Raw genomic sequence first — 22,925 nt, 5'->3', positions numbered from 1 at the left:
TGATCCGAGGCGTGCGTCGCACACTCGATGCCGATGGTCACCGTTTGCGCCAGGCGGGCCTATTGGAGGAGAGAGACATGGAGTGGGGGGGGGGGGTACCTAGTAGAGGAAAGCGTGGGGATCCTCTGGGGATCCATTGCTACCCTTACGCGCTGCCACTCGCCCGTGAGAGTCGCCATCAGGCAGGTGTCGCCGGCGACGCTCGGCGCTGCGCGGCTCGTCGTCTTTGGATCCCGGACGTCCGAGGGAGCGAGTACAGAGCGCGATATCCGCCAGCTGCGGCGCGCCCACCCTCATGTAGGCATCATCGTGTGCGGGGAGAGGCGCGCAGGAACGCATCTGCGGCTGCAGCACCTGTTCATCGCCGGGGCGGACGACGTGTTCCTCACGGATCTGGCAGGAGCAATGGACGCGTTCGCAGCCGCAGTTCAGGTGAGGGTCGCCGCACCCGTGCCCGAGGTCGAAATCCGCGCCGTCCACGATTGTCTGGAAGCCAATCGCCTGCGACCCGTGGTGCTTGCGTGCCTCAGAAACGGGCATCGCGTTTGGAGGGTCGGCGATGTTGCCACTCGGTTTCGCTTCAATCGATCCCACTTGGCGAGGCTACTGAGGCAGGAGGGCCTGCCATCCATTGGCTGCCTGTTGCGGTTGGGGCGCCTGCTTCATGTCCGGGAGTTGACGACGAACAGCGGCGAAGGCGCGACCGCAGCCACAGAAGCTCTGGAGGGCTTGACCCCCACCGCCCTCCGCGCGCTGCGGATGCGACACCGCGTCCGCAATACCACGCGCGAATTCATGAGTGCGCTGGGGCTTGGCGACATCGACCTCTGAGGGGTCGCGCAACCGATCGTCACGCCGTGCGACGGAGCGACGTTGACTGGCCGGGAGCCTCGGGGCATAGTGGCTGTCAGTCCAAGGGTACGATGCGGCTGCCACTGGAGCAAACACTTAAACGATCCGGAACCAGGAGGCTCAGATGACCCAACGCCCCTTGCTTGCCTTGGCATGTGCAACCTGCCTCATCGGATTCGTCGAGCTTGCCCTGCCTCGCTCTGCCGCGGCCACATCCGTCGATAGTTGCTATTTCTGCATGCCTGGGATCATCGCGTGCGACGAGGAACAGATCAAGGCGGAGTGCACGGCGAGGGGCTGTCCGACTGGGCTCCCAGGCTGCTCTGGAGGTCCTACGCCGGGCTGCACCGACGGCGTCATGTACGGTTGCAACGAGTAGCCTGCGAGCTCTCGATCAGTGACAACGGCAATTGGTTCTCGCCTTGAGCGCATCGCCTTGGTGGTGCTTTGCGCCGCAGCGGTTACTGTCGCTGCGGCGCTTGCAAAACGGGAGTTCGGAGGCCAACGGTCACCGCCGGACGGGTCGATTCCTGAGGTGGTGCTGATGACGAACTGGGAACACCTGACGGCGGTCGGCCACACGGAGGGGCGTGCCGATGCGCGCGTTAAGGTGGTGGAGTTTGGCGATCTGGAGTGCCCATACTGCAAGCGATCGCGTGAAACGATGAAGGTGATTCTTGCACGGTACGGCGACCGTGTCTCACATACGTTCGTGCACTACCCTTTACCCTCACATCGCTTCGCCCGCCCCGCTGCCCGAGCTGCTGAATGCGCGGGTGCCCAGGATCGGTTCTCGGCTATGGTCGACGAGGTTTACCGGAAGCAGGACTCGCTGGGGCTCAAGTCATGGACGAGCTATGCAGCGGACGCCGGCGTGCTGGACACGGCCGAGTTCAAGCGTTGCATCCAGGGCATCGGAGATTCAGCTGCCGAACGAGGGCTGCGGGCCGGGCGCCCCCTTGGTGTCAGGGGGACACCAACGATTCTCGTGAATGGGCTCAGGTTCTACGGGGCGGTTCCTGAGCCGGCGCTCGTTCGAACGATCGACTCGCTCCTGGCGCGAAAGTGATCCGCGGAGAGAGCATCGTGAGCCGTCCAATCTCTCGTGTCGTTCGTCTGTTGGCTGTCTTCGCGATAGCATTGGCGCCACGCCGGGAGGACGCTCAGACGACGCTCGCGGCGGCATCATCGCGCCTGGACGCCGAGTTCGCGTCCATCTTGTCGGCGCGATCACTCGATGATGACCGATTGCTCCTTACAGATTGGCGTCTGCGAGCGGCGAGTCTCGTCGATTGGCGCACGCGACGGGTTGTCGACGTAGGCCGCCTGGGCGAGGGCCCCGGTGAGTTTGCCCAGCCAGGGTTCGTGGTGGGGCTCAAAGGTGATACATGCATCATCACCGACCTCCAGAATCGGAGATGGAGCGTGTTTGTGGCCGATCGCTTCCTTCGGAGCCTCACGGTCGCCGATCCCCGCGCGTTGACGCTCGGGCCCATGCTTTATGGCGGAGCGTCCCCGTCTCACCTCCTCGGTACGCGAGGTTTCATTTCGCGGCCGCGCCCACGCGGCATCGCCACCTCCTTCGGACACTTCCCCGAGTTCGCGGATTCGCAATTCGTACTGCGTGCGTCAATCACCACCCCAAGAGTGGACACCATTGCCCGCATCGCCGGGGGCTATCGGGGCCCACCGAACATGCTCGTGCGGCGGTCGGGTGGTCAGGAGATAACACACGTGCTGCGCGAAGCGCTGCCGACCTTCGAGCAAGCCGTCATGCTGCCAGACGGCTGGGTGGCCCTGGTGCGCCTCGCGCCGTTCCGGGTCGAATGGATCTCTGCGGACGGTAGGCGACTCCAGGGTCACAACCTACCGAGTGACGAGGTGGAACTCGACGCGGCAGAGAAGACGTTTGTCTTGCGGCGACTCGCCGCTGAGGGCTCGAAGCCGTTCGCGGCGAGCGACTACCCACACTGGCCGCGTGTTGCGCCGCCCTTCCTGGCCCGAGCAGTTCTGCCAATGCCCAGCGGACGAGTCGCCATTCGATTGACGCCGAGCGCGCGGCACCCCGAGGGTAGGTACTACATCGTGGACCGAGCTGCGGGCCTGGTGCAGACGATGATCGTTGGTTCCAACCAGCGAATCATCTCGTTTGGCCCGAGTACAGTGGTGGTAGTGACTCGGGATGAGGGTGGAGTTGAGCGCCTGAGCCGTCACCCGATGTGATGCCTGGGTAGAGTCGCACCACTCAATGCGGGCCGCGCCGCGCGCCCACGTGAGTTCACCGATGGAGGCAACATGATGCAAAGAACCGCGATACTGGGATTGGTTGTTACCGCAATGGGCAGCCATGCGCTCGCCGCGCCGCACCGTGTCAGAACGACGGAATCGTGTCCGCAGACGGTCACGGTAAGCTATTGCCCGCTGGACGTGGAGGGCGCGTGCGCGGCTTACGGATGCGCGACTGATCAGGCCAACTGCGCCGAGTTTGGCGGACAGCTCAGGCTCTATTGTGGGACGCCGATTGAGTGAGACCAGTGGCGAACGCGCTGGCTCGGACGGCCACGCAACTTCGCGGTTTCGGGTGCGGTCGCGCCATGGAGTGCAAGGAGGCGCCGTGAACGCAGCCGTAGCGAGCGTGGCCGTGTCCGTGGCGCTACTGCACGGCGCGATAGCTCCCGGGGAACTCGCAGCACAGCGAATGCCGGGCCGCCTCGTCGGTAAGGCGTCCGAGCGCTTTGTGGGCGTTGCCGCCATCCGGGAGATTTCGGCCACCAAGGCCATCGTGCTCGATACCGCAGACCAGCTGGTGATGCTGATTGACTTCGAGACCGGCAAGTCGGTGCCCATCGGGCGTACGGGGGACGGGCCCGGGGAGTATCGCCGCGCAATCGGCCTGTTTGCACTGGGCGGTGACACCACGATCGTGGACGATCAGCGTACCGGGCGTTGGATCGTTGTGGTTGGCGAGAGGATCACAGCGACGATCCAGGTCACTGGGCGCAAGTCAGTCCGCCTGTCTGGTGCGGACACGCTGGGCCATATCCTGGACGTGCTGCCGTACGCGTTTCGGCGAAGCACGGGCGTGCCATATGTTCCGAGTGTTGGCACGGCGGACTCGCTGTTGGTAATTAGACGCTACCTGGCATCCGGGTTTGGTACGCAGGGGCGGTCTCTTGGCCCGCGAGCGGATACCGTCGCCCGGCTTCGGGGGATCAGCGCGGTCCAGACCATCGTGTGGCGCGAACGCCCTCCGCCTGCCTCCCGTTGGCTACTCGAAAATCCATTGGTGGGCTCCGACGAAGTGGCGCTGCTCAAGGATGGCTGGATAGCGCTCCTTCGTCGTGAGCCATATCGCGTCGACTGGGTTGATCCGCGAGGCGTGCTGGAGGAGGGTACCGTGATCGAGAGCGAGTTTCCCAGGATTACAACGGAATGGAAGTCGGCGTTCACTCGGAGGCGCTGGCCGGCCGCGGAGCCTCCAATTGGCCCGCATGAGGTTCCGCCGTGGCCCGACCGACTGCCGCCCTTCGTCAACCAGGCGCTCGTGACTCTTGGTGAGGGAGTGATCGCTGTCAGGCGACTCACGCCACCGCCGTTTCTCGCTACGCGCTACGATGTGGTTAGCAGGGCGAGCGGGAAGATCGCAACTCTGGAACTTCCAGCGCGCGCCCGCATCGTTGGGGCTTCGCCGAGGTATCTCTACGTCGTAACGCAGGACGACGATGATGTGGAAGTCCTGAGTCGCTACCTCAGGAGCGAGGAAGGCAGGGCCGCACGCCGGTCTGACGAGCAACCAGTTTGCGTCGGGCCGATCTTGCTGGCTTACGCCCGGCCCCAGGGCGCTGGACTTCTCTGGCCCCCGCGGCTACTGCCCAGCTCCGATGCGGCTCGTGGCGGTCTCGAACGTTGGCGCGGTCCTCGCCCTGACAGACGGTGTCGGTCGCAGGCTCTCTCTTGCGCGGCCTGCGGGGCCACTAGCGCGGGAGACGCAGGCGCGCCACCGCGCCCCGTCCGTGACTTCGATTTTCGATGGTGACCGATCCCCCATGCCCCTCGGCGATCTGACGGCAGAGCACGAGCCCAATCCCGGAGCCCTCGGGCTTCGTCGTGAAAAACGGCACGAAGAGGTTCGACGTGCCACTGATTCCGTGTCCGTCGTCTTCGACCTGGATCTCAACCGAGCGATCGTCGATCCGCCAACCCACGCATACCCGGCCACCGTCCGGGCCTACGGCGTCGACCGCGTTGCGCACAAGATTGATCAGCGCTTGCTCGAGCTGATCGGGGTCGCCCACGATCTCGATCGCAGGGCCACCCTCCACGCCAACCGCGAGCCGCGATTCGAGGCCCGCCGCGCGGCGTACCATCGCGCCGAGATCGAAGCGACGCCGCACGGGCGAGGGCAGGCGCGCCAGCCGCGCATACGAGGACATGAACCGTGCCAGCGAATCGGCCCGGCCCTCGATGATGTCGAGTCCGCGGTGCAGATCCTCGCGCGCACCGGGAGCACCCGGCGCCTGATCGCTCATCGCGCGGAGGCTGCCGGCGATCGACTTGATGGGCGCCAGCGAGTTGTTGATCTCGTGACTCAGCACCCGCACCAGCCGTTGCCACGCGAGCAGCTCCTCCTCCCGGAGCGTTCGCGTGACGTCGGTGACCACGAGGAGCACGTGGGGCCGGCCCTCCTGCCGGAAGGTGGTGCGACGCACTTCCCATCGACCGGCGCGCTCGGGAAAGGCGTGGTCATACACGCGCGGCGAGTCCCCGCCGAGCAGTTCGGCCACACCTAACGACGACGCCGGACGGCCGGCGATGCGCTCGAAGCGCTGCGCCAGCAGGCGCTCACCGGCCCGGTTGGCGAGGCGCAGGGCCCCGGTGTCGTCGAACGCAAAGATGGCGACGTCGATCTCCGACATCACCGCGCGCAGGAGCGACGTGGCCTCGAGCGCGCCAAGTCGCTGCGAACGCAGGGTCTCGCCGAGCATGTTGATTTCGAGCAATGCGAGCCCGAGGGCGTCGTCCGAACGACTGAGTCGCGCGCGCAGCGAGAAGTCGCCTTCGCGCAGGGCCGCGAGCATGTTGGACAACGTCTGCAGCGGACGCACCACGCGTTCCCGCAGCGCGATCGCCCCGACGAGCCACGCCCCGGTCACCAACCCTCCAACGGTCCACACGGTCTTCGCCGAGTAGTCCCCGGCGACGAGCAGCAGGACGGTGACGATGGCCCCGGGGAGCCCGGACGCCAGCGCGAGCAGGAGTACCCGACGTTCGTGCGGCGGCGGCTCGCGGGGCGGGCGCGCGATCATGACGGGTCAGCCCGCGTCCGGGCCCACGATCCGGAAGTGCTCCAGCCTGCGGTAGAGCGCGCTGCGCGAGAGGCCGAGCGCCCGCGCCGCCCGCGACACGTTGCCTCCGTGCTTCGCGAGCGCCTTCCGGATGAGGATCCGCTCCACCTCCTCGAGCGGCAGGTCTTCGAGGCGCACGGACGCCGATGCCGCCGGTCGCAGCGCCAGGTCACCGGCGCCGATCAGCTCTCCGCGCGCGAGCAACACGGCGCGCTCGATCACATGCCCCAGCTCGCGCACATTGCCGGGCCAGGCGTGGTCGAGCAGCGCCTGCATCGCCGCGGGCTCGAATCCGCGCGCCGGCTTGCGGTACCGCTGCGCGTGCCGCTGGAGGTAACTGTGCGCGAGTGGGCCCACGTCCTCGCGTCGCTCCCGCAGGGCAGGGAGGTGCAGCTCGATCGTGTTGATCCGAAAGAGAAGGTCCTCGCGAAAGCGCCCCCCGGCCACTTCACTCGCAATGTCGACGTTCGTCGCCGAGAGGACGCGCACATCGGCCTGTCGCACCTTGGACGACCCGACGCGTTCGAACTCGCCGGTCTGCAGCACGCGCAACAGCTTGGCCTGCTGGCCCAACGACAGATTGCCGATCTCGTCGAGGAACAGGGTGCCCGCCTGCGCAATCTCGAATCGCCCGGGCCGGTCGGCACGCGCGTCGGTGAACGCGCCCTTCACGTGCCCGAACATCTCGCTCTCGAACACGCCCTCGGCGATCCCGCCGAGGTTCACCGCGACGAACGGCTTGCCCATGCGCGGCGACGCGCCGTGGAGCAGGTTCGCGACCAGTTCCTTGCCGGTGCCGTGCTCTCCGGTGATGAGCACGTTGGCGTCCGACGGGCCCACCTGCTCGATGAGCTGCAGCACCGGCCGCATCACCGGCGATCCGGCGATGAACGACGGCGTCGCCGGATGGCGCAACGACCGGTTCTCGCCCTCCAGCCGCTGGTTGTGGCGCAGCGCACGCCCGAGATCGACCGCCGAGCGCACGATCGAGAGCAGCCGCTCGTTGTCCCAGGGCTTCTCCACGTAGTCGCGCGCGCCGCGCCGCATGGCCTCCACGGCCGAGTCGATGCTCGCCCACGCCGTCATCACCACCACGGGCAAGGTGGCGTCGAGTGTCATCAACTGCTGCAGCAGGTCGAGCCCCTCGCGACCCGACGTCGTGTCCCGCGTGTAGTTGAGGTCGATGATCGCGCTGTCGTAGTCGCGCGCCGACACCATCGTGGCCACTTCGGCCGGCGTGTGCGCCGACTCCACCACGTGCCCCTCGCGCTTGAGGAGCAGGCGGAGCGCCTCGATGACGTCCGCCTGGTCGTCGGCGACGAGGAGGCGGGCCATCAGCCCGTCGGCGTGTCCTCGACGATCCACCCGTCGCGCACCGTGATGATCCGCGAGCCGAAGCGCGCGTTCTCCTCCGAGTGCGTGACCTGCACGATCGTCGTGCCCTGTCGATTGAGCTGCACGAACAGCTCCATGATCTCGCGCGCCTGCGACGAATGCAGGTTGCCGGTCGGCTCGTCAGCGAGGAGCAGGGCCGGCCTGGCGATCACCGCCCGCGCCACGCCAACGAGCTGCTGCTGCCCGCCGCTGAGCTGGCGCGGATACAGGTCCTTCTTTCCGACGATCGAGAAGCGGTCGAGCGCGTCCCCGACGATCGCGGCGCGCTCGTCGCGCGGCACGTCCCGATACGACAGTGGCACGTCGAGGTTCTCCGCGACGGTCAGGTCGTCGAGCAGGTGATACTGCTGGAAGACGAACCCGATGTAGCGCCGGTTGAGCGCCAGCCGATCCTTGTTGGACATCGCATGCACGGCGTGTCCGCGGAACCCGAGCTCACCGGTCCATTGCCCGTCGAACATCCCGAGGATGGCGAGCAGCGTGGACTTGCCCGCGCCCGACGGACCCATGATGGTGATGAACTCGCCCGGCTGGATGTCGAAACTGATCCGGCGCAGCACGTAGGCGCGACCGGCCGCAGTGTCGTAGAACTTCTCGAGACCGCGCAACGAGACCAGCGGGCCGACGACCGGCGGGTCTTCGACCGGGGTGGCTGGCTTGCTCGACTTGAAGAACGCCATGATCCTGGGTGCGAGACTCGGGGAGGGGTGCCCCGTGCGGCGCAGGCCTCGCGCCGAATGCCTGAACACTACTACGGCGAGCGGGAGTCCTGCATCTCGGATGTTCGCGGGGCTACTCCGCCCGCAAGGCGACGACGGGGTCCACCCGCGTTGCACGCCGCGCCGGGATCCATGACGCCAGCAGCGCCACAACGCCGAGCAGGGCCGCGATCGCGATGAACGTGAGGGGATCGCTCGCGGAGATGCCGTACAACGATCCGCGCAGCACCTGCGCCAGACCGATCGCTGCCGGTACACCGATCGCGAGGCCCAGACCCAGCAGGCGCGCACTGCCACCAAGCACGAGCCCGATGACGTCGCGCGGCAAGGCGCCGAGGGCCATGCGCACGCCGACCTCCTGCGTGCGCTGCGAGACGCCAAACGACACCACGCCATAGAGGCCCACGCTCGCGAGCAGGAGTGCGGCGATGCCAAAGAACGCGAACATCGCGCCGTAGACGCGCCCCTCGAACATGCGGTCGCGCACTGCGTCGGTCATCGACACGATGGAACTCGCGGGCAGGTCGGGATCGACGCCGGCGATGGCTTGCTTGAGCGCGCTGGCCACCGCATACGGATCCCCAGCCGTGCGCATGACCAGGTCGGCGCCGAAAAACCTCCCCTGGTCGAACGGGACGTACAGGTGCTCCTTGCGGAGCTGATCGGTCAGCCGTCGCACCACGACGTCGCCCACGACTCCCACCACGGTCACGGGCGTCGAGTCGGATCCGATCGTCATGACCTGGCCAACCGCGTCAGCCCCGGGCCACTCACGCTCAGCGAGCGCTTGAGAGACGATCACGACCTTCGCGCCTCCGAGCCGATCGGCGTCGGTGAAATCACGTCCGCGCAGCATCGCGATGCGCAGGGCGGAGAAGTAGCCGGGCGACACGGTGTTGTATTGCGCCACGGGCACGTCGGTCGGCTCGTAGGTACGACCGGCGATGCGATACGCGTCGCCCGAGCAGCAGTCGCTGATGGGGCGCCAGCCGACGAGGGCCGCCTCCTCCACGCCGGGGATTGCGCGAATCGCCGCCAGCAGCCGGGCCCGCGCGCTGCTGCGCAGCGAGTCGGTCGCGTACTTCGTGCCGGTGAGCGAGACCTCGCCGGTGAGCACGTGGTTAGGGTCGAGGCCCAGCGATGCCGTGCGTGAACGCAGGAAGCTCTGGACCATCAGCGCCGCACCCGCGAGCAGCACGAGTGACAGCGAGAGCTGTGCGACCACGAGCGTGGCGCGCAGGCGGCCCACGGTGCCGTGCGCGCTGCCGCCGCGGCCACCGGCTTCCTTGAGGGTCTGCGAGAGGTCCGGCGCCGAGAGCCTGAGGGCAGGCACGATGCCGAACGCGAGCCCCGATACCACGGTGACGGCCAGCGTGATGCCCATGACGGTGCGATCCACGTCGAAGCGCATCCAGAACGGCACGGTCGCCGGCATGCCCCACCGCACGAACACGTCCACGCCCCACGCGCCGAGCAGCGCGCCCAGCAGGCCGCCCACCAGCGCCAGAAGGAGGCTCTCGGTGAGCAGCTGCCTGACGAGTCGCCCACGCGTGGCGCCCATCGAGAGCCGCACCGCCAGCTCGCGCTGGCGACCGGAGCCACGGGCGAGCAGCAGGTTCGCCACGTTCGAGCAGGCAATCAGCAGGACGAACGCCACGGCGCCCACCATGGTCAGGAAGATCGCCCGCACTTCCGAGCGCACGTCTTCGCTCAGCTCGAACATCCAGCCGCCAAGGTTCCGGTTCGTGTCGGGGAACTTCGCGGCGAGGGCCGCCATCACCGTGGACAGCTTCGCATTGGCCTCCTCTTCGGACACGCCCGGCGCGAGCCGCGCGACCAACTGCAGGTTGCGCTGGTTGCGTTGAGCCATCGCCACCTCGGTCGGGTCGGTCGGCAGCCACAGATCCTCGGTCTCCGGATACCGGACGCCCGGGGCCATGATACCGATTACGGTATGCGGCAGGCCGTTCACGGTGATGGCACGGCCCACCACCGCCGAGTCGGCGCCGAACTTCCGCGTCCAGACGCCATGCCCGAGGATCACGACCGCAGCGTTGCGCTCTTCGTCCGGCCGAAAGAACCGCCCAACGGCCGGCTGCAGGCCAAGCATCGGAAACAGCGACGGCGACACGCGAGCGCCGCGGATGCGCTCGGGTTCGTCCATCCCGCCGACGTTCCACTCCCCCAGGCGATACGTGCCGACCTCACTCAGGACGCCGGACATGCCCGCCCCGACGTCCTGCACGTCGAGCCACGACCAGCTGGCGAAGTTCTCGCGGCGCTCGCCGAGTCTCCAGGTGTTGAGGTGCATGAGCCGGCCCGCATCGCGGTACGGCAGCGGGCGCAGCAGCAGCGCGTTGACGGGACTGTACACGAACACGTTGGCCGCGATGCCCAGCGCCATGCACAGGATCGCAATCGCCGTGAATCCCGGCGACTTGAGGAGCGACCGAAGCGCGAACTGGAGATCCTGTCTGATGGCGTCCATGGAAACTCCTCGCGGGCTGACCTTCGAGCGTCAGGTACCGGTGGCGCTGAACAGGAACGCAAGGACCGACACCGCGCCGAGGACGAGCGCGGTGAGCACGCCGCGCACGATGAATCCCCACGCAGGCGTTGCGTGCGTCGCGGCTCCGGATGCGCGCGTCATCGGTCGTCGGCGCGCGTTCATGCCGGCGCCCCGGCCATCTCGTCCACCACCCGACCGTCGAACAGGTGGATCGAGCGGTCCGCGTGACGCGCGTATCGCGGATCGTGCGTCACCATGCAGATCGTCGCGCCCCCGCGGTGCAGCTCGCGCAGCAGCTCCATCACCGCCTCGCCATTCGTGGAGTCGAGGTTGCCGGTCGGCTCGTCGGCGAGGAGAATGGCCGGGTCGCCGGCCACGGCGCGCGCCACGGCCACGCGCTGCTGCTGGCCGCCGGACAGCTGCGACGGGTAGTGCTTCATGCGGTGCGACATGCCGACGCGTTCCAGCGCTTCCTGCACGCGCTTCCGTCGCTCGTTGGTCGCCATCCCGCGGTAGGTGAGCGGCAGCTCCACGTTCTCGTAGACCGTGAGGTCGCCGATCAGGTTGAACGCCTGGAAGATGAAGCCGATCTGGCGGTTGCGGATCCGCGCGCGATCGGCGGCCGAGAGGTTCGAGACGTTCTCGCCGCTCAGGATGTACTGGCCGTCGGTCGGCGTGTCGAGCAGGCCAAGGATCGACAGCAGCGTGGTCTTGCCGCATCCCGAGGGTCCGGAGATCGCCACGTATTCGCCGGGACGGATCTCCATGTGGATCTCGGCGAGGGCGTGCGTCTCCACCTCGTCCGTGTAGAAGATCTTCTTGATGCCGTCCATGCGGATGAGCGCGTCGGCCGAGGGCGAGGAGCTGGTCATGTTCGGGAGGGTTTGTCGGACGGAAAGGACCAACGGGACGATGCCTAACGCTGAATGCGGACCTTCTGGACGTTGTCGAACCGGGACATGTCGGACACGATCACGCTGTCGCCCGGCTGGAGTCCCTGCTGCACCTCGATCGTGCTCACCGACGCGACACCGAGCTTCACGCTGATGCGTTCGGCCGTCCTGCCGTCGGCGCTGACCTTGAACAGGCCGACCGTGCTTTCCGGTTGCCCATAGGCCGGTCGCGCCACGTACATCACGTTGTCCAGCCGTTCGAGTTCGATCTGGCCATCCACCGAGAGGTCGGCCCGCGCCCCGCGCGGCAGCTCGCCTTCGAGCGAGATCTCGACGGTCACCGTGCCGTTCTGCGAGATCGGGTCGATGCGCATCACCCGACCGTCGATCAGCCCGTTCCGCGTGTCGATCGACGCCTTCTGCCCGAGCGCGACGTCCTTCACCTGCGTCTCGGGGACGCGCAGTACCGCCTTGAGCTTGCCGGGCTGCGCCACGCGCGCCAGCTCCTGGCCGGGGTTCACCCACTGACCCAGCTCCCAGTTGAGCGACTGCAGCACGCCGTCTTCGCCCGCGAGCACCTTCATCGAGTTCACGCGCTCCTGCTGGAACTGCGAGATCGCACGCATCCGTGCCAGGTTCGCCTCGGCCTTCTCGATCTGCTCGGCGATCGCGTTCGTGATCACCGCCAGCCGCTTGCGCTCGAGCGTGAGGCGCGTATCCAGCTCCGCGGCAGACTCGCGGGCGCGCTGGACTTCGTTCTTCGACGAGAGGCCCTTCTGGTCGAGCCCTTCGAACACCGCGGCCTCGCGCAAGGCGATGCCACGCTGTGACACCAGCTGTGCCACCTGCGATTCCTGAGCGAGCCGATTGCTCTCGAGCGACGTCTTGAGCGTCACGAGATCCTGCTCGGCCTGCGTGACGTTGCGCTGCGCGTTGAGCGCTTCGAGCTGCACTTCCGGGTTGCTCAGTTCGAGAATGACCGTTGCGCGCGTCACCGGCGAGCCCGGACGCAGCGGCCGCGCCTCCACACGTCCGGCCGTGACGGCGGCGACGTAGCGCATCTGTTCGGGGACGAGCGTGCCCGGGGCGCGCACACTTCGAGTGAACGGTCCGCGAACCACCGAGTCGATCCACAGCTCGGCGCGCGGAACCCCCTGAGGTCGCGCTTCGAGGTTGCTCAGCGCCACCGTGGCCACGACGATCCCCACCACGCCGGCGGCGATCAGGATGTTGCGCTTCGTCTTCTTTGGCGGCTCGCGCTTGATGTCCACGAGAGATCGGGGCTCGTCGTTATCAGGGTTGGACAGCGAGAATGTCCGACTCGCTTGACACGTCGCAAAGAAAGAAGCGTGCCTTGCCCCCCGCACCACGCAAACGATTGCGGGGCAGCAGGTTGTGAGATCGGCGCAGTGCCCGCGTCGTGTTCGAAGGTGGGAACGAGTGTCCGGAAACGAACAGCGCGGCCCCGTCGAGAGCCGCGCCTGGGTTTCGGGATTGTCTACGCTCAGCGAAGCGTCGCGGTGTCAACCGGAGGCTCGACCGCCGCGATCAACCGGCGCACGCCGACCCAGTTCCGCCGGAACCAGGTGTTCGGCTGGTCGATCGAGGCCTCGACGACCTTTCTTCTGGACGTACTGGCGTGGACGAATCGGCCGCCACCGACGTACACCCCGATGTGCGAGACGCGGCTCCCCCGACCGAAGGTCAGCAAGTCGCCGGGCTTGAGCACTGCGGGATCCCGCTCGACCATGATCCCCTGCGTGGCCTGTTCGTTCGCTGTGCGCGGCAGGTCGATCCGGAGCACCGACATCACGAAGCGCACCAGGCCGCTGCAGTCGAACGCCTGGCCGGGTTTTTCGGCGCCGAGGATGTAGCGCGTCCCGATCTGCGATCGGGCCATGGAGATCAGCGCCTCGTGCTGCTGGGAGGCGGTCCTCGTCGGCACCGCCGCAAAGGCCCCCTGCGCGGTGACCGAGTCGTACCGGGGGACGGCCCCGGCAACGAGCCGGAGCGACAGCGAGTCCTTGAGGCGCTGGGCGGACTCGGAGAGGGCCTCGAACGGCTTCTTGTGGGTCGCCCGGCGCGTGCGTTGAGCCTCGGCCGGCGTCGCAATGGCGCAGGCGAGGAGGATCAACGTGGTGGTACGTCGGGCGAACGAGGCGGTCATCCTTTCGGGTACAGGGCGGACTCGAGTGGTCAACCTAGCGTCGGTTGCCCGGGAGGGGAGTACACCCAGATCACAGCCGCAGGCTTTGCGCTGTCCGTCCGGTCAGGTGATTCCCCGTCGCGGCTGGCCTCTGTGTCTGCTGCTCGACCGAGTTCATTCACGTCAGCCAGGTCGGTCGGGGCGCGCCCCGACGTCGTGTGCGGCGCCGTCAGGTGGGATCTCTGAGGGTCTCTGGACCACGATAGGCGCATCCCGTGGTGCAGGTTTCGCGCACCTCCACCTCGGCAAGCGCCGGTAGCGCACCGGCGAGGCGCTCCCAGATCCAGAGGGAGATGACCTCGCTCGTTGGATTCCTGAGTCCGGGGATATCGTTCAGGTAGCGATGGTCGAGCGCATCGATCACTGGTGCGCAGACGGCCTTGAGGTCAGCGAAGTCCATTACCCAGCCCGAGGCGTCGCCAACGTCGCCCTCGACCGTCACGCGCACGTGGAAGGAGTGGCCGTGCAGCCTGGCACACTTATGGTCAGCCGGGACGTTGGGGAGCCGGTGGGCGGCTTCGAAGGTGAAGTCCTTGAACAGTCGCACGTCGGGTTGGCTCGCGTGGTGTCGTCAGGGTGGTGGTTGGCCCTGTTGGCCAGAGTCAGAATCTGCCGGAGGGAGAAGGTTGAAACAAAGTGGGCGGTTTGCCGGATCGACCGGTGGTGATGGCTGGCGTTGGGCGCGAGGAGACGGGCGGGCAGGGCTGGCCGACCCGCCCGGGCCGTGGCCGGAACTCACGGGCGGGTCAAGCTGGTCGGCTCTGTTCGCGTGGCCCACAGCGGAGGCGGAACAGCTACGAATGGTGATGAGCGTACCTCACGTGCTGACGGAGCTGCCGTGTGATGCTGCCACCTTGAAGCCGGCGGCAGTTCAGGCCCAGGGCCCGCTTGGACTGCGCGCGGTCAGGTCAGCCGAATGCGTTGGACTTGCTCTGAATTTCGGGGCAGCCTCGCGCCGGAAGGGATTGGCCGAACGGCCCCTGGACGACGAGGTGCGCGCTGGGCGCTCTCTTCGAGACCCGCGTGGTCGACGCCGCCGGCGTCTCGTTGCCATCCGCGCCGAGGTTTCCAGCGTTCTGCTCCGCGTTCTTCTCATCACGTTGGTCGCAGCACCGGTCCAGGCGCAGTCCACACGATCACCATCAGGCGCTTTCGTGCCCTTTGTGGGTGCAGGGCGTTTTCCGCGACCACGTGACGTTGAGTCCGGGGCGACAAATGCCGGGCAGCTGCTGCTTGGCGCTGCCCTGGAACTCTCGTCTTCGCGAGGCACCGCGCTCCTTTCAATTGCACGCGGCGTGCAGCCGTTTGCGTGCGCTGGCGGTTGCGCGCCCGACGGCTTTTCGGCGGAGGCGGCAGTACTCGCCCACATCGTGCGAGCATACCATGCACGCGCCGCGCTGTCTGTTGGAGCGGTGGCTGGCTACAACTCGTTCGACGGGCGCCGCGGCACGTTTGGCCTGGCGGCGAGTGCGGGTGCCGTTCGCGGATTCGGGCCTCGGTTTCTCCTTCGGTATGATGTACTCAGCGGTGGCGGAGGCGCGCCGAGTCTCGCTGGCTGGTTCGGCCTTCGGTTGGGCAGCTGACGGAGGTCTCGCGCGTGCATACGCCAGGCAAAGCGACCTCGATGTCTGGCCCGGGTTGCTCCCCCTACCTCCGCTCATCCCTCAACGCCCGCACCGGATCCATCCCCGCCGCTTGCCGCGCGGACAGACAGCACGCCACCAGCGCCATCGCGAGCAGCACCAGCGGCGCCGGCAGGAACGTGACGGGGTCGGTGGCACCAACGCCCACCAGATACCGCGCCATGCTCCGGGTAAGCGCCACAGAGGCGCCGAGTCCCAACGCGATGCCGACCCCTGCCACGACCAGGTCGTGGCCCGGTATCAACCGGCGGATCTCCCCGGCATGGACGCCGAGTGCGACACGGACACCGATTTCACGCGTGCGCTGGCGGGCAGGCCAGGCAATCACGCCGTAGAGACCGAGCGCCGCGAGCGCCTGCACCAAGCCCGCGAAGGTGGTCGTGAGCGTCAGGAGGAACCGCGTCTGAGACATCGCCTCGGTGACCCAGGATTGGAGCGTGTTCGGGTCGGCCACCGGGACGTCCTTGTCCAGCGCCCAAACTGCTGCCGATCCCCAGCGCAAGCGTGAGCAGTGACACCCGTGAACCGCGGACTCCTGGAGAAGGAGCGGACCGCGTACTTCACGTCCGCGGGCACGTCGCGAATCATGTGACGAGCAGCGCCGCGCGTGCGGCGCCGCTCCAGTCGAGCATCGTGCGACGGCTCCCACCCTGTCGGCCACGTCGCTGGTGCATCGTCCTGCCTCCTCGCAAGGGAACCCGCGAGATCGACGACTTCACGACCCTCCAACGACCGCGCTCAGGGAGCCGAGCAGCGCATCCAACTGCGCAAACGTCTCGACCGTCACCTCCGCGGCCCCGCTGCCGGCAGCGTCGAGCGCTTCCTTCGAGGCATGCAGCTCGTGCATGACGAGCAGCGTCCTGCCGCCCTGTTCCTCGAACGTCACCGTGGTGACCGGCCCGCCCTCACCGCCTTCCTCATTGGTCCACACGAGGCGCGCGTGCGGTATCACTTCGAGGTACGTGCCGAAGAACGCCATTCCGTCGGGTGCGAACTCGAGGCGATACGTGCCCCCCACCCGCACATCCAGCGTGCAGGAACGGAGGGACATGCCCATCGACTTCGGCGCCCACCACTGTTTGAACAGCTCCGCCCTGGTCCACGCTTCGTACACGATGCGCGCCGGGGCGTTGAAGGTTCGTGTTACGACCAGCTCACGCTCGGAGGTCCGCTCCACCGTGGTGGGGTTCCTCGTGGGTGCGGGCTCATGCCCTGTTTCTGCGTCCATGGGTCTTCTCCTGTCGTTGCAGTTGCTCGATGACCTGGTCCAACTCGTCGAAGCGGGCGTCCCAGAGCCGACGGTACCCCTCGATCCATGCCGCCGCTTCCTGCAGGCGGCGCGGGCCGAGCGAGCAGGTCCGCACGCGCCCGACCTTTTCCGTCCTGACCAGCCCGGCGTGCTCCAGGATGCCAACGTGCTTCTTCATGCCCGTGAGGGTCATGTGGAACGTCCGGGCAAGCTCCGTGATCGATGCGTCGGCGCGTCCGAGTTGCTCGAGCACGCCGCGGCGGGTGGCGTCCGAGAGCGCGGCGAACGAAGCGTCGAGGTGCGGCGAAAGCTGAACCATATGGTTCAGTATTTTACCGCCCCTGTTGACGGGATGCAAGGGCGGGTTCAGGTCGGGTAGTCGCTCAACTGGACTCCGGCTTCGACAAGCCCCTGCGAACGATCAGGGCCGTCGGTGTCGGCGAACGCGTCGCTCAGCACGTTCGAGAACGTTCATGGCGGGAGCGATGCTCGTGACGCGAAGCGGGACGCACACGGCCGCTGGACTCAACACGCCGAACCGTTCACGGCCGTCGAGGTGGGTGACGCGCCCGCCCGGACGCCACGTGAACCGCCAGGTGTTCGAATCGCGCCGTCGGGCTAGCGAATGCCGAGCAGCTTGTGGGTTTGCAGGCTGAGTCGCCACCGCGGGTGTGCGAGGCAATACGCCAGCGCAGCGCGGGTGTTGGCGGCGACGTCGGGGCCGTCCATGGGTTGCAGCGAAAAATGGCGAAAATCCAGCCGCTCGAATCGTTCCGGCGCTGCGTCCGCCTGAGGGAACACGAGCTTGAGTTCGTGGCCACGTGTGAGACTCAACGGGGCTGCCGCCTTGGGGCTCACGCAGATCCAGTCGATGCCATCAGGTGCCGGCAGCGTGCCGTTGGTCTCGATGGCGACCTCGAAGCCGGCCGCGTGCAGCGCGTCCACGGCGGCACGATCGAGTTGGAGCAGCGGCTCGCCACCGGTGCACACCACGTAGGGCCGCCCGCCCGATGCCTGCGGCCAGCACGCCCTGACGGCGTCGGCGAGTGCGGAGGCAGAATCGAATCGTCCACCATCCGGGCCGACGCCGACGAAGTCGGTGTCGCAGAAGGAACAGACGGCGCTTGCGCGATCCTTCTCTCGGCCGCTCCAAAGGTTGCACCCACTGAACCGGCAGAACACGGCCGGCCGCCCGGCATGCACGCCCTCGCCCTGCAGCGTGAAGAACACTTCCTTCACCGTGTACATAGCGGCCTCACGGGCTGTACCGGGTAGGATCGGCCACGCCGGCCTCGGCAAATCCGCGACGGCGCAACTGGCAGGCGTCGCAATGGCCGCAGGCCGCACCGTCGGGGGCGGGGTCGTAGCAGCTCGTCGTCGACGCGTAGTCCACGCCTAACGACGTGCCAAGGGCGATGATGCGCGCCTTGGTGAGCTCGATGAGCGGCGCGCGGATCCTCACCGGGCGCGTGCCCTCGACGCCGGCCCGCGTCGCCAGGTTCGCCATGGTCTCGAACGCCGCCACGTACGCCGGGCGACAGTCGGGATACCCGCTGTAGTCCAGCGCATTCACGCCGATCCAGATCTCGCCGGCGTCGAGGACTTCCGCCCACGCAAGCGCAAACGACAGGAAGATCGTATTGCGCGCAGGGACGTAGGTGATCGGAATGCCCGCCGAGGGGTCGTCCAGGGGTCGGTCCTTCGGCACGTCGACGGCGGTGGTGAGCGCCGAGCCCCCGAAACGCCGCAGGTCGATGTCGATGACCGCGTGATCGGCCACTCCCCCTGCGCGCGCGATCCGCCGCGCGGCCTCGATCTCGCCCTCGTGCCGCTGGCCGTACCGGAACGTAAGGGCAAACACGCGGCGACCCTCGTGCTGGGCGAGGGCGAGCAAGGTGGTGGAGTCGAGGCCACCGCTCAGCAGCAGGACGGCTGAGGGGGCAAGGGCAGGACCTTCGGGGGACACCGGCCGTGCGGTTGGGGGGATTGTCGAGGCAAAGGTAATCAGCAATCCTCATGGGGCGTCGCGACCCTCGCTGTTGTTTACCGCCGTTGAGGCCCTGCCCACCGCCCGATGCTGCCCTTCCGCTGCTTCGCCGTCGCACTGCTGCTCGCGACCACCGCCTGCACCAGATCGACGCGCACCGCGGAAGCGCCCGCGCCAACACCGGCCCCGATCAGCGACGGTCGAGGCGTCATCGCCGCGATGCACGCGCGCTATGCCGGGAAGTTCTTCACGACGCTCAGCTTCTCCCAGAACACGACGAACATCTCCCAGTCGGGGCGCGAGATCAAAGGCGTCTGGAACGAGTACCTCGCCGTGCCCGGACGCCTGCGCATCGACTACCTGCCGCTCACCTCGCGAAGCGGCGTGCTGTACGCGGGCGGACGGATCCACGCGTTCACCGACAACAAGCCGCAGGCGCCGCAGCGCGGCTGGAATCCGCTCGCCGTTCTCATCGCCGATGTGTACGGCCAGGCGGTGGACACGACCGTTCTGCAGCTCGATTCGCTGGGCTTCGATCTGGCCATGATGCACTCGTCCACCTGGCAGGGGCGCCCGGTGATGGTGGTGGGCGCGCGGCCCGGCGACACCACGACGTCACAGTTCTGGATCGATCGCGATTCGCTGCTCGTGCGTCGAGTGATCCAGCGCGATGCCCGTGGCGCCCGACCGGTGGTAAGCGACATCCGGTTCTATCGCTATCAGGACGTGGGTGGGTACCCCGTCGCGTTCGATGTGCACTTCTACCGCGACGGGCGGCTGTACTTCAAGGAGGAGTACTTCAACGTGCAGGTGAACGTCCTCCTGCCGCCCGAGATCTTCGATCCGACCAAGTGGGGGTCGAGCCAGATCCGGCGAAGCCCGAGGTAACGTCGCGCGGCGCGTTCGCGCGCTGCGCTGCCGCGGTCGCGCATCGGGACGCCGGCTTGAGCCGCAACGCAGCCGCGGTCACCCGCTGGCGTGCTGGATCCTCCTTCGCTTCGCTTCCGCGGCCGCCCATAGGGGCGCTGTCACGGTCCCCCATTGGGGCTCTCGATCCTCCGCGGCTACGCTGTCACGGTCGCCGATGGGGGCGCTCGATCCTGCGCTGCTCGCCGCCACGTTCGTCCATGGGGGCGCTCGATCTTCGGCTGCGCCGCCGGTCGCCCATCGTGGCGCCGGGTCCTCGGCGCGCTTCGGGCGCCGTAGCATCAGCTGCGGCCCAGTCCCCCGACGAGTTCGCGCAACTGGACGCTGCCCTGGAGCAGCTGGGTCGAGGCGGAGCTCATCTGCTCGCACGCGGCGCTCTGTTCCTGCGTCGACGCGCTGACCTGCTGCGCGGCGGCGGCATAGCTCTCGGCGGTACGGGCGACCGATTCCACACTCCGGGCGGCGCTGGCCACAAACTGTGCATTGCCGCGAGCCTTGTCCGCGGCGGCCCCGGCGGCTGCTCGCGTGCGCGTCGCGGCGAGCGTGATCGTGTTGAGCGCCGAGTCGAGCTCGCGGGAAACGCCCTCGATCTCCGACACCTGTTGCACGCCGAGCTCCATGGCGCGCGTGGTCGATGCCACGCGGTTGGTCACCAATCGGGTCAGTTGCGTCACGTCATCGGCCGCGACCTGCGCCTGCTCGGCGAGCTTGCGCACTTCGTCAGCGACGACGCCGAACCCACGCCCCGCCGCGCCCGCGCGGGCCGCCTCGATGGCCGCGTTGAGCGCCAGGAGGTCGGTCTGCTCGGCGATCCGACCGACCGACGCCACGAGCCGGTTGATGTGGTCCGCGGTGCCCTGCAGCGCCTGCACCTCGCCCGCCGCTTCACCCACGGTGCTGCGCACCATCACGAGGATGCCGAGCGAGCGCTCGATCTCGGCGCGTTTGGCGCGGGCCGAATGTTCGATCTCGCCGGCGAGTCCGCCCACTTCATCCGTGCCGCGCAGCACTTCCACGGCATTGTCCTGGATGGCGCGCAACGCTTCGTCGACGGCGCGCAGTTGTCGCACCTGGCTGTCGGCGCTCGACGAGATGTCACTCATCGACGCGGCCATCTGGCTCGCGGACGCGGAGATCTGCTCGGACACGTTGGCGAGTTCGCGGGCCGAGCCCGAGACGTCGTCGGCGGTCATGGATGTCACGTTCACCACGCGGGCCAGGGACGACGCGGCGCCGTTGAGCGCGTCGGCCAGACCGCGAAACTCGAGCGGCAGGTCGTCGTGCGACTGCGGGGCGAAGTCCCCGCTGCTCAACGCGCGCGCCTGCGACGCCAGACGCCGCATCGGTCGCGTCACCCAGCTCACCGTCGTGAACACGACCACGAGTCCCAGCACGGATGCCACGCCCATGATCACGAGCACCCACAGCGTCCGCTGGTCGGCCTGTCGGCGCAGCGAGCGCGACGCCGACTCCACGCTGGTGGTCTTGAGCGCATCGAGCGACTGCACATCGCGCGTCAGCTCCTCGATGCCACGTCGGGCGAGCGCGGCCTCGCGCATGGCCTCCGCCGGACGCTCGAGGTCGGCCAGTCGATGTGCGCGCGCATACCGCACCTCGACGGTCGACAGTTGCTGGTCGATCGCGGCGATCAGCGCGGCCTCATCGCGTGATGTGGCGAGCTGCAGCGCCATGCTGCGTTGCGCGCGGTGCGCGGCGGCTCCGGATCGACGGAACGCCGTCAGGTCCGCCGTGTCGCGGGAGACGAGGTAGCGATCGGCGGCCGCCAGCTCCTGCGTGACCGACGCGGACAATCGCGAGGAGAGCTGCGCGTCCGCCTGCACGGACGCGAGCGTCTCGCCGATCACGTCGGACATGCGTCCCACGGCGGCGCGCGCGGCCAGTCCGGCGAGCACGAAGAGGAGGGTCAGCAGCCCGAAGCCGGCAAAGAGCCGTTGCCGAAGGCTCCCGAGCCTGACGAGTGCGGCCGCGGATTCAGCTGCCACGCGCCGAGCCCTCCACGTGGAAGCCGCCGTTCCGGATCCGCGTGATCACGAAGCTCTTGCCGACCACGTCGCCGGACGGCGTGAACTGGATCGATCCGGTCACGCCCTGGTACGGCGCACCCGAGAGCGAGTTGGCCAGCCAGTCGCGCACGGCCTGACGCGAGGCGCCGGCCTCTTCGATCGCACGGGCCAGCAGTCGCGTGGCGTCGTAGGCCAGAGCGGCGTTCTGGTCGGGATCGACGCCGAACCGCTGGCGGAAGGCCTGCGCGAAGCGTCGCACCTCTTCCCGTGGGTCTCCGACCGCGAACGGCGTGGCCACGAGCACACCCTCGGCGAGGCTGCCTGACGAGACCACGCCGCTCCATCCGTCGCCGCCCATGAACGACGCCGCAAGGCCCTGTCGCCTGGCCTCGCGCAACACCGCGATGCCTGACGCGGCGGTTCCGGCGACGAAGACCACGTCGGGCCGCATGCGGCGAAGCCATGCGATCGTCGGCTCGAGGTCAGAAGTCGAGTCCGAAGCGATCGGGTCGCTCGCCACCACTTCACCGGCGAAGTGCCGGGCGAAGGCATCGGAGAGCCCGCGTCCGTAGGAGTTGTTTTCGTACAGCACCGCCGCGCGTTGCAGGCCTGCGCGTCGTGCGTGCGCGGCGATGTCGCGGCCGTTCATGGAGTCGGACGAGATGACGCGAAACACCCACGGCGAGATGCCTGACAGCGAGGGGCTCGTGGCCGTGCTGGAAATCGCGGGCAGTCCCTGATCGTAGACCGACGCGGCAGCCACCATGGTACCGGACTCGAGATGCCCGATCACTCCGACGATGGACGGGTCGGCCAGGAACCGGGACGCGACGCGCACCGCGCGCGATCCATCGCTGCTGTCCTCTTCGGCGATCACGCTCAGCTGGCGCCCGCGGACGCCGCCCTGCGCATTGATCTCCTCGGTGGCGAGGTCGATGCCACGCTTGCCCATCACGCCGTACGATTCCCGCCAGTTCCCGGCGGCGCCGATGTGGATCGTCGAGTCCCCGCGGTCGCAGGCGCAGACGCACGCAAGCGCCGCCACGACCAGGCGTCGCGCGGCCATCGGGAATGGTGAATGGGTCACGATGTACAGACGTCGGCGGCGAACGCCGCGCAACGTGTGAGCCGGCTCACGTTCCCGCGGCGAAACACTCGAACGTCGCGGCCGTAACG

General features: G+C 67.9%; 20 protein-coding genes. 5 read left to right on the top strand and 15 right to left on the bottom strand.

What is annotated here, in order from left to right; all coding sequences use genetic code 11:
- Nucleotides 1–114: 114 nt before the first annotated feature.
- From IT361_19075 to IT361_19065, 3 genes are all read left to right on the top strand, one after another.
- On the top strand, nt 115–831 hold the full coding sequence (locus IT361_19075; GenBank protein ID MCC6319782.1) for a hypothetical protein: 717 nt from the start codon (nt 115–117) through the stop codon (nt 829–831).
- A gap of 418 nt (nt 832–1,249) precedes the next feature.
- The gene (locus IT361_19070; protein MCC6319781.1) at nt 1,250–1,921 is read left to right on the top strand and encodes a thioredoxin domain-containing protein; all 672 of its coding nucleotides are present in this window, start codon (nt 1,250–1,252) and stop codon (nt 1,919–1,921) included.
- 578 nt (nt 1,922–2,499) lie between these two features.
- Nucleotides 2,500–3,075 (top strand): hypothetical protein, encoded by a 576-nt coding sequence (locus IT361_19065; protein ID MCC6319780.1) that lies wholly within the window; start codon nt 2,500–2,502, stop codon nt 3,073–3,075.
- A 1,751-nt stretch (nt 3,076–4,826) separates the two neighbouring features.
- Here IT361_19065 and IT361_19060 read toward each other — a convergent pair.
- The 8 genes from IT361_19060 to queD form a co-directional block, all read right to left on the bottom strand.
- A complete protein-coding gene (locus IT361_19060; protein MCC6319779.1) occupies nt 4,827–6,158 on the bottom strand; it encodes a PAS domain S-box protein in 1,332 nt (443 codons plus the stop codon).
- 6 nt (nt 6,159–6,164) lie between these two features.
- Nucleotides 6,165–7,532, bottom strand: a complete 1,368-nt coding sequence (locus IT361_19055) for a sigma-54-dependent Fis family transcriptional regulator (GenBank protein MCC6319778.1) — start codon at nt 7,530–7,532, stop codon at nt 6,165–6,167.
- On the bottom strand, nt 7,532–8,272 hold the full coding sequence (locus IT361_19050; GenBank protein MCC6319777.1) for an ABC transporter ATP-binding protein: 741 nt from the start codon (nt 8,270–8,272) through the stop codon (nt 7,532–7,534). Before IT361_19050 ends, IT361_19055 begins: the two co-directional genes overlap by 1 nt.
- A gap of 112 nt (nt 8,273–8,384) precedes the next feature.
- A complete protein-coding gene (locus IT361_19045; GenBank protein MCC6319776.1) occupies nt 8,385–10,799 on the bottom strand; it encodes an ABC transporter permease in 2,415 nt (804 codons plus the stop codon).
- A gap of 179 nt (nt 10,800–10,978) precedes the next feature.
- Nucleotides 10,979–11,692 carry an ABC transporter ATP-binding protein gene (locus IT361_19040; protein ID MCC6319775.1) on the bottom strand — a complete coding sequence of 238 codons (714 nt, stop codon included), beginning with the start codon at nt 11,690–11,692 and terminating at the stop codon, nt 10,979–10,981.
- 44 nt (nt 11,693–11,736) lie between these two features.
- The gene (locus IT361_19035) at nt 11,737–12,984 is read right to left on the bottom strand and encodes an HlyD family efflux transporter periplasmic adaptor subunit (protein ID MCC6319774.1); all 1,248 of its coding nucleotides are present in this window, start codon (nt 12,982–12,984) and stop codon (nt 11,737–11,739) included.
- 233 nt (nt 12,985–13,217) lie between these two features.
- The gene (locus IT361_19030; protein MCC6319773.1) at nt 13,218–13,880 is read right to left on the bottom strand and encodes a C40 family peptidase; all 663 of its coding nucleotides are present in this window, start codon (nt 13,878–13,880) and stop codon (nt 13,218–13,220) included.
- Nucleotides 13,881–14,088: 208 nt separating this feature from the next.
- Nucleotides 14,089–14,466, bottom strand: coding sequence for a 6-carboxytetrahydropterin synthase QueD (queD, locus tag IT361_19025; GenBank protein ID MCC6319772.1), 378 nt, complete (start codon nt 14,464–14,466; stop codon nt 14,089–14,091).
- A gap of 823 nt (nt 14,467–15,289) precedes the next feature.
- On the opposite strand from queD, the gene IT361_19020 reads away from it, so the two are divergent.
- Nucleotides 15,290–15,502, top strand: a complete 213-nt coding sequence (locus IT361_19020; GenBank protein ID MCC6319771.1) for a hypothetical protein — start codon at nt 15,290–15,292, stop codon at nt 15,500–15,502.
- Nucleotides 15,503–15,566: 64 nt separating this feature from the next.
- On the opposite strand, the gene IT361_19015 is transcribed toward IT361_19020, so the two are convergent.
- From IT361_19015 to queC, 5 genes are all read right to left on the bottom strand, one after another.
- The gene (locus tag IT361_19015) at nt 15,567–16,016 is read right to left on the bottom strand and encodes an FtsX-like permease family protein (GenBank protein MCC6319770.1); all 450 of its coding nucleotides are present in this window, start codon (nt 16,014–16,016) and stop codon (nt 15,567–15,569) included.
- A gap of 261 nt (nt 16,017–16,277) precedes the next feature.
- Nucleotides 16,278–16,790, bottom strand: coding sequence for an SRPBCC domain-containing protein (locus IT361_19010; GenBank protein ID MCC6319769.1), 513 nt, complete (start codon nt 16,788–16,790; stop codon nt 16,278–16,280).
- A complete protein-coding gene (locus tag IT361_19005) occupies nt 16,768–17,130 on the bottom strand; it encodes a helix-turn-helix transcriptional regulator (GenBank protein MCC6319768.1) in 363 nt (120 codons plus the stop codon). The genes IT361_19010 and IT361_19005 overlap by 23 nt, the downstream gene beginning before the upstream one ends.
- A gap of 299 nt (nt 17,131–17,429) precedes the next feature.
- A complete protein-coding gene (queE, locus tag IT361_19000; protein ID MCC6319767.1) occupies nt 17,430–18,059 on the bottom strand; it encodes a 7-carboxy-7-deazaguanine synthase in 630 nt (209 codons plus the stop codon).
- Nucleotides 18,060–18,066: 7 nt separating this feature from the next.
- Entirely contained in the window at nt 18,067–18,777 is a 711-nt protein-coding gene (gene queC / locus IT361_18995; protein MCC6319766.1) for a 7-cyano-7-deazaguanine synthase QueC, read from the bottom strand.
- Between the two features lie 108 nt (nt 18,778–18,885).
- On the opposite strand from queC, the gene IT361_18990 reads away from it, so the two are divergent.
- Entirely contained in the window at nt 18,886–19,686 is an 801-nt protein-coding gene (locus IT361_18990; protein MCC6319765.1) for a hypothetical protein, read from the top strand.
- A gap of 320 nt (nt 19,687–20,006) precedes the next feature.
- Here IT361_18990 and IT361_18985 read toward each other — a convergent pair whose 3' ends face one another.
- Both IT361_18985 and IT361_18980 read right to left on the bottom strand, forming a co-directional pair.
- A complete protein-coding gene (locus IT361_18985; GenBank protein ID MCC6319764.1) occupies nt 20,007–21,728 on the bottom strand; it encodes a methyl-accepting chemotaxis protein in 1,722 nt (573 codons plus the stop codon).
- A complete protein-coding gene (locus tag IT361_18980; protein ID MCC6319763.1) occupies nt 21,718–22,815 on the bottom strand; it encodes an ABC transporter substrate-binding protein in 1,098 nt (365 codons plus the stop codon). The genes IT361_18985 and IT361_18980 overlap by 11 nt, the downstream gene beginning before the upstream one ends.
- Nucleotides 22,816–22,925: the final 110 nt, after the last annotated feature.

The organism is Gemmatimonadaceae bacterium (genome assembly GCA_020846935.1).
GTDB lineage: Bacteria > Gemmatimonadota > Gemmatimonadetes > Gemmatimonadales > Gemmatimonadaceae > RBC101.
This window is presented reverse-complemented; position numbering and strand designations above follow the sequence as displayed.

Bases quoted from the DNA above. Each gene is read 5' to 3' on its own strand.
- IT361_19060 (MCC6319779.1), bottom strand. From the start codon at position 6,158: ATGATCGCGCGCCCGCCCCGCGAGCCGCCGCCGCACGAACGTCGGGTA.
- IT361_19055 (MCC6319778.1), bottom strand. From the start codon at position 7,532: ATGGCCCGCCTCCTCGTCGCCGACGACCAGGCGGACGTCATCGAGGCG.
- IT361_19050 (MCC6319777.1), bottom strand. From the start codon at position 8,272: ATGGCGTTCTTCAAGTCGAGCAAGCCAGCCACCCCGGTCGAAGACCCG.
- IT361_19045 (MCC6319776.1), bottom strand. From the start codon at position 10,799: ATGGACGCCATCAGACAGGATCTCCAGTTCGCGCTTCGGTCGCTCCTC.
- IT361_19040 (MCC6319775.1), bottom strand. From the start codon at position 11,692: ATGACCAGCTCCTCGCCCTCGGCCGACGCGCTCATCCGCATGGACGGC.
- IT361_19030 (MCC6319773.1), bottom strand. From the start codon at position 13,880: ATGACCGCCTCGTTCGCCCGACGTACCACCACGTTGATCCTCCTCGCC.
- IT361_19010 (MCC6319769.1), bottom strand. From the start codon at position 16,790: ATGGACGCAGAAACAGGGCATGAGCCCGCACCCACGAGGAACCCCACC.
- IT361_19005 (MCC6319768.1), bottom strand. From the start codon at position 17,130: ATGGTTCAGCTTTCGCCGCACCTCGACGCTTCGTTCGCCGCGCTCTCG.
- queE (MCC6319767.1), bottom strand. From the start codon at position 18,059: ATGTACACGGTGAAGGAAGTGTTCTTCACGCTGCAGGGCGAGGGCGTG.
- IT361_18990 (MCC6319765.1), top strand. From the start codon at position 18,886: ATGCTGCCCTTCCGCTGCTTCGCCGTCGCACTGCTGCTCGCGACCACC.
- IT361_18980 (MCC6319763.1), bottom strand. From the start codon at position 22,815: ATGGCCGCGCGACGCCTGGTCGTGGCGGCGCTTGCGTGCGTCTGCGCC.